General features: G+C 65.0%; 9 protein-coding genes and 2 pseudogenes (1 of these 11 cut by a window edge). 10 read left to right on the forward strand and 1 reads right to left on the reverse strand.

Annotation, left to right across the window (positions count from 1 at the left end):
* The 4 genes from HZB86_07795 to HZB86_07810 all read left to right on the forward strand — a co-directional run.
* On the forward strand, positions 1–1,578 hold the 3' portion of the coding sequence (locus HZB86_07795) for an N-6 DNA methylase (protein ID MBI5905441.1). 1,275 nt of this gene lie to the left of the window's left edge; only the last 1,578 of its 2,853 coding nucleotides appear in the window; the start codon falls outside the window, past its left edge; it ends in the stop codon at positions 1,576–1,578.
* 109 nt (positions 1,579–1,687) lie between these two features.
* On the forward strand, positions 1,688–2,032 hold the full coding sequence (locus HZB86_07800; protein ID MBI5905442.1) for a type II toxin-antitoxin system RelE/ParE family toxin: 345 nt from the start codon (positions 1,688–1,690) through the stop codon (positions 2,030–2,032).
* The gene (locus HZB86_07805; GenBank protein ID MBI5905443.1) at positions 2,019–2,321 is read left to right on the forward strand and encodes a putative addiction module antidote protein; all 303 of its coding nucleotides are present in this window, start codon (positions 2,019–2,021) and stop codon (positions 2,319–2,321) included. Before HZB86_07800 ends, HZB86_07805 begins: the two co-directional genes overlap by 14 nt.
* Complete coding sequence (locus HZB86_07810; GenBank protein ID MBI5905444.1) at positions 2,322–2,696, forward strand: transcriptional regulator; 375 nt, start codon at positions 2,322–2,324, stop codon at positions 2,694–2,696.
* A gap of 13 nt (positions 2,697–2,709) precedes the next feature.
* On the opposite strand, the gene HZB86_07815 is transcribed toward HZB86_07810, so the two are convergent.
* Positions 2,710–3,735 carry an MBL fold metallo-hydrolase gene (locus HZB86_07815; GenBank protein MBI5905445.1) on the reverse strand — a complete coding sequence of 342 codons (1,026 nt, stop codon included), beginning with the start codon at positions 3,733–3,735 and terminating at the stop codon, positions 2,710–2,712.
* 188 nt (positions 3,736–3,923) lie between these two features.
* Here HZB86_07815 and HZB86_07820 point away from each other — a divergent pair, with 188 nt between their 5' ends.
* From HZB86_07820 to HZB86_07845, 6 genes and pseudogenes are all read left to right on the forward strand, one after another.
* Positions 3,924–5,051: a 2-oxo acid dehydrogenase subunit E2 gene (locus tag HZB86_07820; GenBank protein ID MBI5905446.1), complete on the forward strand. Its 1,128-nt coding sequence runs from the start codon at positions 3,924–3,926 to the stop codon at positions 5,049–5,051.
* A 16-nt stretch (positions 5,052–5,067) separates the two neighbouring features.
* Positions 5,068–6,432, forward strand: a pseudogene (lpdA, locus tag HZB86_07825) (dihydrolipoyl dehydrogenase).
* Between the two features lie 25 nt (positions 6,433–6,457).
* Entirely contained in the window at positions 6,458–7,435 is a 978-nt protein-coding gene (locus tag HZB86_07830) for a thiamine pyrophosphate-dependent dehydrogenase E1 component subunit alpha (GenBank protein MBI5905447.1), read from the forward strand.
* Positions 7,436–7,438: 3 nt separating this feature from the next.
* Positions 7,439–8,041, forward strand: a pseudogene (locus HZB86_07835) (alpha-ketoacid dehydrogenase subunit beta).
* Entirely contained in the window at positions 8,040–8,516 is a 477-nt protein-coding gene (locus HZB86_07840) for a hypothetical protein (GenBank protein MBI5905448.1), read from the forward strand. The pseudogene HZB86_07835 and the gene HZB86_07840 overlap by 2 nt, the downstream one beginning before the upstream one ends.
* Positions 8,517–8,540: 24 nt before the next feature.
* A partial coding sequence (locus HZB86_07845) for a 2-oxo acid dehydrogenase subunit E2 (protein ID MBI5905449.1) occupies positions 8,541–9,803 on the forward strand: 1,263 nt, incomplete at its 3' end.

A 9,803-nucleotide genomic window follows, 5' to 3' on the forward strand; every position in this document is an offset into this window, starting at 1 on the left:
GGGATGGGAGCGGAGTGGCGGCTCACTACCGCGGAACGGAAGCGGATCCTGACGAACAACGTCTTCGGCGTGGACATCGACCCGCAGGCGGTCGAGACGACAAAGCTCTCCCTGCTGCTGAAAGTACTCGAAGGGGAGTCGGAGCAGACGCTCTCCTCGCAGTTCAAGCTATTCCAGGAACGGGCCCTGCCCGACCTGGGGAGCAACATCAAGTGCGGCAACTCCCTCATCGGCTCCGATTTCTACCAAGGCGCCAGCGGCGTGTTGCCGCTGTTCGGGGAGGAGGAGCGTCTCCGGATCAACGTGTTCGACTGGGAGAAGGAGTTTCCCCGGATATTCGGCGGGGCGAACCACGGTTTCGACGCGGTGATCGGGAATCCGCCATATGTCCTGTTGCAGGATGAATTTCGGGACGATCGCCAACTGGAATATTTCAGGCGAAAGTTCGGCTCAGCCTCTTACAAAGTGGATACGTATCATCTGTTTATTGAGAAATCGATTGGAATCACAAGTGCGCGAGGGCTGTGTTCACTGATAACACCTGCAAATTTCATGACCAACAACAAGCTCTCCGGGCTAAGAAGACTGATGGTCGATTCCGGCATTGAAAAAATTGTCGTTATCGATGGCAAAGTGTTTTCGAAAGCAAGTGTCGATAATGCAATCTTGGTTCTTTCACCATCGGTTAGAAATAAGGGGACGTTTCGTGTGATCACAGCGGCTCATGCAAACTGTACCCTCGAAGTCGTCTCGGAAATTAAGGTAAACAATCGAGCTGTCAAAGAAGACCAATATTCTCTGTTTACCGGATCAAACGAGTCGGCGCTGAACAACCTTTGGACGAAGGTATGTGCGGTATCCAATCCTTTGGGAGATATGGCATATGTCAATTTCGGGAAACAGTTACGTGACAGGAAAAAATATCCTACAGATGTGATTCGGATTCCCGATGGTTCGGGAATTCCATCGAAATATCGCGTTTGCTTGACCGGCAAGGACATAACTCGATACCGATTGGCTTGGGGAAAGCTTGCCTGCTTGAATGATCGATCCGCCCAATGCGGTGGTTGTTGGGACAATGATCGGCAAGACGCAAAAGGAAAGTTGATCACTAGGCAGATCGGTCGTTATCCTGAATTTGCTATGGATACGGTAGGATACCAATGCTTGAACACGGTCTTCATGGTCAATGCGATGGAAGACGTTGGCGTCAATCCATCTTATTTGTTGGCGATCCTGAATTCGAAGCTTCTGAGATTGCTTTGGACTGACCGGTACTACGACAAGCGGAATACGTTTCCTAAAATCAAGGGGACATTCCTCAAGCAATTGCCCATCCGTCGGATCGAATTTTCCGTTAATGCCGACCGAGGCTGTCACGACCGGATGGTCGCGCTTGTCGAGTCGATGCTGTCGCTCCACAAGCAGCTTGCGTCGGCGAATACCGGCCACGAAAAGACCGCCCTCCAGCGCCAGATCGACGCCACCGACCGTCAAATCGACCAACTCGTGTACGAACTGTACGGCCTGACCGACGAGGAGATCCGGATCGTCGAGGGAGGTATTCCAAAGGATTGATGGCACATTGCCAACAATCGTTGGGTTATCCCTCCGGTTTCCAGTGCTCTCTTGGAAACGCTGCCACATTTTATTGACATCTTGTAGTTTATAAGCTACATATTGTTCTATGGACATCCGAGAGAGGGAAATCCGTCTCTATGTCACCCGTAGTGGGAAGGTTCCATATTCGCAGTGGCTGAACTCGTTGAAAGATATCCGGGCGCGTGCTGTGATCCGCGTTCGGTTGAACAGGATCCGGTTGGGTAATTTCGGTGATTGCAAGTCCGTGAGGGAAGGGGTCATGGAGTTGCGGATCGATTACGGTCCAGGATATCGCGTGTACTTCGGCCGGATTGGAAGACAGATCGTCCTTCTGCTCTGTGGAGGGGACAAATCGTCCCAATCGAAGGACATCGAGCAGGCCCAAGCGTATTGGGCGGATTACAGGAGAAGAGAAGATGGCGACGAGTAAAAGTTATACAAAGGAACTGATCCGAGAGTTGAAGGACCCGAGGGAAGCGGCGGAATACCTTAGTGCAGCCTTGGAGGACGGTGATATGGAAGTCTTTCTGCTGGCGCTCAAGGACGTGGCCGATGCATTGGGCGGCGGATTTTCGAGACTGTCACGAAAAACGCGGCTGAACCGGGAAAACCTTTACAGGATGCTCTCCGAGAAGGGGAATCCCGAGCTGCGCAGCATGGGAGCGCTGCTCGACGCGCTCGGCTTGAAACTCTCGGTTGATGTCAAGGAAGCTTCCTGAATGGAGGTGAAACCGATCCGTACGCAGGCCGATTACAGGGCGGCGCTGAGAAACATCTCCTCCCTTCTCGATGCCCCCGAGGGGTCGAAAGAAGTGGGGATGCTGGAAGTCCTCTCCGTGCTCGTTGAGGCGTACGAGGAGGAACACCATCCTGTGGACCCGCCGGATCCCATCGAAGCGATCAAGTTCCGGATGGACCAGATTGGGTTTACCCATCGCGACCTGGAGCCGTACCTCGGGAGCCGCGCCCGCGTGTCCGAGGTACTGAACCGGAAGCGCACCCTGTCCGTGGAGATGATTCGCCGCCTGAACGCGGGTCTTGGCATCCCGGCAGAGATCCTGATCCGGCCGTACAAGGCGGGTCGCGCCGCTTAAGGCATCTTCCGGATCACGACGACCACCTCCACGGCTCGGGGACCCATTCGAAGGCGCCCTTGGCCGCCCGGACATGCCCGAGGCCCGGGAACGGCATGTGGTACGCCAGGACCCGCAGCTTGTCGGCGGCCGCGCGGTCGAGGATCCGCCGCCGCGTCTGCGCCCCCAGCCCCGGATCGACGTCGAACGCGGCGGTCCACTCCGGGTGGGCGAACATCAGGGGGTGGTGGACCGTGTCGGCCGAGTTCAGCAGCGCCTCCTTCCCCGAGGTGATCAGCAGCGCGATGTGGCCGGGGGTGTGGCCCGGCGCTTCGACGACTTCCACTCCCTCCACGATCCTCTTCCCCGGAGACACCGGGGTGAGCCGGCTCCCGATCGCCGCGAGGTATTTCCTCGCCCCCGCCAGCGACTGCTCCCGGCGCTCCTTGGGGAGCCGGAGCTTCGAGAAGTCGGGATCCGTCCCCGTCCAGAAATCGACCTCGGTCTTCGAGGCGAAGTACGCGGCGTTCGGGTAGACCGGCTTCCCGTCCGGGTCGAGGAGTCCGCCGAAATGGTCGCCGTGGGCGTGGGTCAGCACGACGGCGGTGACCTGCGACGGCTTGACCCCGGCGGCTTCCATCCGCTCGCGGACCTTCCCGAGATTCGACCCGAAGAGACCGCCGGCGCCCGAGTCGACGAGGATCAGCTCCCCGCCGATCGAAAGGAGCAGGGTGTTTATGTCCAGGTGGATCCGGTCCGTCGGCAGGAAGGCGGACCGCAGCGTCCCTTCCAGCTCCTCCTTCGACGCCTCCGGCGCCCAGGTCGGCTGGATCGGCTGGAAAGTCAGGCCCCCGTCGTTGATCACGACCGCCTCGGCGTCCCCGATCGCGAACCGGTAATACCCCCCGGCCTGCGGCCCTTTCAGGGCGGGGGCGGCCTCCGGCGCGGCTTCCGCGACGGTTCCCCACGGCAGGGCGGCCGCAAGGCCCGCGGCGCCGGCCACCTTGAACGCCTCCCTGCGGGAAAATTTCAACGCATCGATCCGCTCCATTCCGAACATGGCGGTTCCTCCTCTTTTCGATCGGCCGTCCGCATCGCGGCCCCCGACATCCTGTTTCCGTTAAGATGGCCCGTTTCGGGATTCTGCTCCCTTCCGCAAGCAGATTCCCGCCGGGGAGGGCGGACGCACCGTCCCCCGGGAAGGCACGTTTTTCGCCCCATCCCGCGGGATTCGGATATCATTTGCGCATGACGATCGAGTTGAAGCTCCCCGACGTCGGGGAAGGGATCGCGGAAGGCGAAATCGTCCGCTGGCTGGTCTCCGAGGGTGCGCCGGTCAAGGAGGACGACCTTCTCGTCGAGGTGCTGACCGACAAGGCGAACGTCGAGATCCCGTCGCCGGTCGACGGGACCCTCGTCCGGATCCTCGCCCGGCCCGGGCAGACCGTCAAAGTGGGCGAAGCGCTCGCGCTGATCGAGCCGTCCTCCGCCAAGGTTCCGGCGCCGTCGGCGGAAAGGCCGAAGGATGCACTCGCGACCCCCGCGGTGCGGAAGCTCGCCCGGGATCTCGGCGTGGACCTGAACGCGGTGGGGGGGACCGGCGCCGGAGGCCGGGTGACCGAGGAGGACGTGCGCCAGTCGGCCCGGCGGGAAACCGGGCGGGCGCAGCCGTCCGGAGCGCCCGGGGAGGGCCGGATCGAGCGGATCCCTTTCCGGGGAAAGCGCCGGATGATCGCCCGGAAGATGGCCGCCGCAAAGACCAAGGTCCCCCACGTCCTCCTGGTGGACGAGGCGGACGTTTCGGGGATACTGGCCGAACGGGCGAAGCTTCGGGAGACGGGCGAACGGGAGGGGGTCCGGATCACCATCCTTCCGTTCCTCCTGAAAGCGGTCGCCGCCGCCCTGCAGCTGCACCCCGCCCTCAACTCCTCCCTCGACGAGGAGCGGGAGGAGATCGTCCTGAAGAAGGTGTACGACATCGGGATGGCGGTGGACACCGAGGACGGGCTGATCGTCCCGGTGGTCCGCAACGTAACCGGTAAAACGATCATCGAACTGGCGCGGGAGATCGAACGGCTGTCGGAATCGGCGCGGGAAGGGTCCCTGTCCCCGGCGGACCTCTCCGGCGGCACGTTCACGGTCACCAGCATCGGATCGATCGGGGGGCTGTTCAGCTACCCCATCATCAACGTCCCGGAGGCGGCCATCCTGGCGGCGCACAAGATCGTGAAACGGCCGGTGGTCCGCGAAGGGGAAGTCGTCGCACGCGACATGATGTACCTGAGCCTCTCGTTCGACCACCGGATCGTGGACGGCGGCGAGGCCACGCGGTTCCTGAACGAGGTCGTCCGCCGCATCGAGGCGACGGCGGTCTGACGGAAGGGATGGCCGGATGAAAACGTTCGACCTGGTCGTGATCGGGGCGGGGCCCGGCGGGTACGTCGCCGCAATCCGTGCGGCGCAGCTCGGGATGAAGGTGGCGGTGGTCGAACGGGACAAGCCGGGCGGGGTCTGCGTGAACTGGGGCTGCATCCCGTCGAAGGCGATCCTCTCCTCCGCGTGGCTGTTCGAGGACATGAAGAACGCCGCATCCTACGGGATCCGGTGCCAGGGGTTGTCGGCCGACTACGGCGAGGTGATCCGGCGCAGCCGCAAGGTGTCCGACCGGATGTCCCGGGGCGTGGCGTTCCTGTTCCGGAAGAACGGGATCGAGCTGTTCGCCGCCGGCGCGACCGTGACCTCCCCCACGACGGTCGCGGCGGGGGACGAGGAGCTGTCCGCGAAGAACATCCTCGTCGCCTCCGGAACGGCGGTCCGCGGATTGCCGGGGATCGAGCCGGACGGAAGGATCGTCCTGACGAGCGACGACGCGCTGGCGCAGGAGGAGCTGCCCCGGTCGGTGACCGTGCTGGGCGGCGGGGCGGTGGGCGTCGAGTTCGCATACGTTTACCGGGCGTTCGGCGCCGAGGTCGCGATCGTGGAGATGGAGGACCAGCTCCTTCCGCGCACCGACCGGGAGGTCGCGCTGGAGCTCGCGAAATCCCTCGGCCGGCAGGGGATCCGGGTCCTGACGGGAGCCCCCGCGACGGGGTACAACACGGTCACCCGGACGCTGCCCGTCTCCTCGGGCGGGAAGGAGGAGGCGATCACCGCGGAGAAGCTGTTGGTCGCGGTGGGCCGCAAGGTGCTCTCCGCGGACCTCGGGCTCGAGGCGTGCGGCGTCGAGCTCGACCGCGGATTCGTCCAGGTGGACGACCGGATGCGGACGACGTGCCCCACCATCTGGGCGATCGGGGACGTGACCGGCGGGATGATGCTGGCGCACAAGGCGTCGGCGGAGGGGGTGGCGGCGGCCGAGGCGATCGCGGGGATGGATTCCCGCCGCCCCGACCCGGACCGGATCCCGGCGTGCGTCTACTGCCGCCCCGAGGTGGCCACCGTGGGGCTCTCCGAGGAGGAGGCGAAGCGCCGCGGCATCGCGTACAAGGTGTCGAAGTTCCCGTTCACCGCGCTCGGGAAGGCGGTGGCGTCCGGCCACACGGAAGGGTTCGTCAAGATGATCGCGGAGGAGAGGTACGGGGAGGTGATCGGCTGCCACATCCTGGGGGTGGGGGCGCCCGACATGATCGCGGAGGTGTCGCTGGCGCGCTCGATGGAGGCGACCTTCCACGAGGTCGGCCGCGCGGTCCACGCGCACCCGACCTTGCCGGAGGCGATCCGGGAAGCGGCGCTGATGCTGGGCGGGGAGGCGATCGACAAAGGACACGGCACGCGAGGACGCCTTGACGGAGCAGATGGACCGGGAGCTGTACTACTGGCTGCGGCTGGTGCGCGAGTTCGAGGACCGGGTGTCCGCCCTGGACAAGCAGGGGAAGCTCATGGGGGGCGTCTACTCCGGCAAGGGGCAGGAGGCGGTCACGGTCGGTTTCTGCCAAGACCTCCGGTGGGACGACTGGATCTTCCCGCTCCACCGGGACCTGGGCGCCTTCCTCGTCAAGGGGGCGGATCCCAACCGACTGATGGCGCAGATCTTCGGGAAGAAGGACGGCTACGCCAAGGGGAAGGACTCGTACCTGCACGGCGGAGACCTGGCGAACGGGATCTTCGGCGCGACGTCGTGCCTCGGCGCGACGCTGCCGGTGGCGGCGGGGATGGCGTACAAGTTCAAGATCCGCAAGGAGGACCGGGTGGCGATCGCCTTCTTCGGCGAGGGGGCGAGCAGCCGGGGGGACGTCCACGAGGCGATGAACTTCGCCGGCGTCCACAAGCTCCCGGTGGTCTTCGTCTGCGAGAACAATTTCTACGCCTACTCCACCCCCAACGAGCTCCAGTTCGGAGTCGACAACGTGGCGGACCGCGCCGCCGGGTACGGGTTCAAGGGCGAGGTGGTGAACGGGAACGACCTGCACGCGGTCCTCAAGTCGGCGCAGAAGGCGGTCGCCCGCGCGCGGAAGGGGGAGGGCCCCACGCTCGTTGAGTGCAAGACGTACCGGTACCACGGCCACTCCGAGCACGACCGCGCGGACTACCGGGAGGCGGAGGAGGTCATCACCTGGGAGAGCAGGGACCCGGTGATGCAGTGGGAGGTCTACCTGCAGAAGAAGAAGTACGACTTCGCCGCCATCCAGTCGGAGACCTCCGAAAAGGTGAAGCGGATCGTGGAAGGCGCGGTCGCCTTCGCGGAAAAAAGCCCCGCGCCCGAGGGCCCCGACGCGATGGAGGACCTGTACGCCATGCCCATCGACACGGAGGCGCGGTAACCGATGCAGGTCACCTACATCGAGGCGATCCGGCAGGCCATGGAAGAGGAGATGGCGCGGGACAAGAACGTCATGCTCCTGGGGGAGGACGTGGGGATCATGGGGGGCGCCTTCAAGGCGTCCGCCGGGCTGCAGGAGAAGTTCGGGGCCGACCGCGTGGTGGACACGCCGATCTCCGAGTCGCTGATCATCGGGGCGGGGGTGGGTCTCGCGGTGCAGGGGATGCGGCCGATCCTCGAGATGCAGTTCATCGACTTCATCGCGTGCGGGTTCGACCAGATCGTGAACACCGCGGCGACCTTGCGGTACCGGCACGGCGGGCAGACCGCCTGCCCGATCGTGATCCGGGGGCCGTCCGGGGGCGGCGTCCACGGCGGGCTGTACCACTCCCAGAATCCGGAGGCGTGGTTCTTCCACGTCCCGGGCCTGAAGATCGTGGCCCCGTCCACCGCGTACGACGCCAAGGGGCTGATGAAGTCCGCGATCCGGGACGACGACCCGGTGCTCTACTTCGAGCACAAGTTCCTCTACCGCCGGATCAAGGAGGACATCCCGCAGGAGGAGTTCGTCGTCCCGATCGGCAAGGCCGCGCTGCGGAAGGAGGGTGCTCTACTTCGAGCACAAGTTCCTCTACCGCCGGATCAAGGAGGACATCCCGCAGGAGGAGTTCGTCGTCCCGATCGGCAAGGCCGCGCTGCGGAAGGAGGGGAGGGACCTGACGGTCATCACCTACAGTTCGCCGGTGCACGCGGTGATGAAGGCCGCGAGGGACCTGGCGAAGGAGGTGGACATCGAGGTGATCGACCTGCGGACCCTGATGCCGCTCGACTGGGGGACGATCCAGGCGTCCGTTCGGAAGACCGGAAAGGTCCTGATCGTCCACGAGGCGCGGCTGACCGGAGGGGTGGGGGCCGAGATCGCCGCCCGGATCTCCCAGGACTGCTTCGACGATCTCGACGGGCCGGTGATGCGGCTGGCGGCACGGGACGTCCACACGCCGTTCGCCCCGGCCATGGAGGAGTACGTCCTCCCGAACCAGGAGAAGATCGCCGAGGCGATCCGGAAGTTGGCTTCCTACTAAGGAATTTCCAAGGAGCGCGAGCCGATGCTGATCGACGTGGTGATGCCCCAGCTGGGGGAAAGCGTGGTCGAGGGGGTCGTGGTGAAATGGCTCGTCGAGGCCGGGGAGCTGGTCGCCAAGGACCAGCCCCTCGTCGAGATCTCCACCGACAAGGTCGACGCCGAGATCCCTTCGCCCGTGGAGGGCCGCGTGGCGCAGCTCCTGGTCAAGGCGGGGGAGACGGTGCCGATCCTCACGGTCGTGGCGAAGATCGAGACGGACAAGGAAGCCGCCGCGCCGCCGCCCGAGGCGGCTGCGCCGTGGGACGAGGAGACGGAAGGGTTCCCCGGCCACATGGCGCGCAAGACGGAGCCGCCGATACCGGCGCCGCCCCGTGTGGAGCCGTCCGCGCCGTCGCCGCCTCCTCCGTCGCCCGCGTCCGGACGGATGCGGATCACGCCGGTCGTCGCACGCATGGCCGCCGAGCACGGGCTGGACCTGACGAAGATCGCGGGCACGGGGATCGACGGGCGGGTGACCCGGAAGGACGTCGAGGCGTACCTTGCCTCCGGCGGCGCCGCCGCGCCGGCATCCGCGCCCGCGCCGGCCGCCCCCCCGCCCGCCGCCGCGCCGCCGCCGGAAGCGGCGCCTCCGGCCGCGCCCGCCGCGGCTCCGAAGATCGCGACCGTACCGCCGCCCGCGCCCGCCGCGGCGGACCAGGTGGTGCCGTGGACTCCGATCCGCAGGAAGATCGCCGCGCACATGGTGGCGAGCAAGCAGACTTCCCCGCACGTGCATATCTTCGCCGAGGTCGACATGCACCTCGCGGTCGCGCACCGGGCGAAGTTGAAGGGCCAGGGGGTGACGGTCACGTACCTCCCCTACGTGATCTTCGCGGCGGCGAAGGCGCTGGGGGAGTTCCCCATCGTGAACGCCGTGGTGTCGGGGGAGAGCACGATCCTCAAGAAAGGCATCCACATCTCCGTGGCGGTGGACACCGAGAAGGGGCTGCTCGTCCCGGTGCTGCGGCACGCCGACCGGAAGTCGCTTACGGAGATCGCGGCCGAGGTCGACGGCTTCGGCGCGCGCGCGAAGGCCGGGAAGATATCGCCGGACGAACTGTCCGGGGGCACCTTCAGCGTCACCAACCCCGGCGCGAAGGGGAACCTCTTCGGGACGCCGATCATCAACCAGCCGCAGGTGGGGATCCTGCGGATGGGGCAGCTCTTGAAGCGCCCCGTGGTGGTGACGGCGGATGGGGAGGACTCCATCGTCATCCGGCCGACGATGTACCTGTGCATGGCGTAC

The sequence above is a fragment of the Deltaproteobacteria bacterium genome (assembly GCA_016234845.1).
In the GTDB taxonomy this organism is placed as follows: Bacteria; Desulfobacterota; Deferrimicrobia; order Deferrimicrobiales; family Deferrimicrobiaceae; genus JACRNP01.

Coding starts and splice junctions, on each gene's coding strand:
- HZB86_07800 (MBI5905442.1), top strand. CDS start 1,688: ATGGACATCCGAGAGAGGGAAATCCGTCTCTATGTCACCCGTAGTGGG.
- HZB86_07810 (MBI5905444.1), top strand. CDS start 2,322: ATGGAGGTGAAACCGATCCGTACGCAGGCCGATTACAGGGCGGCGCTG.
- HZB86_07805 (MBI5905443.1), top strand. CDS start 2,019: ATGGCGACGAGTAAAAGTTATACAAAGGAACTGATCCGAGAGTTGAAG.
- HZB86_07820 (MBI5905446.1), top strand. CDS start 3,924: ATGACGATCGAGTTGAAGCTCCCCGACGTCGGGGAAGGGATCGCGGAA.
- HZB86_07815 (MBI5905445.1), bottom strand. CDS start 3,735: ATGTTCGGAATGGAGCGGATCGATGCGTTGAAATTTTCCCGCAGGGAG.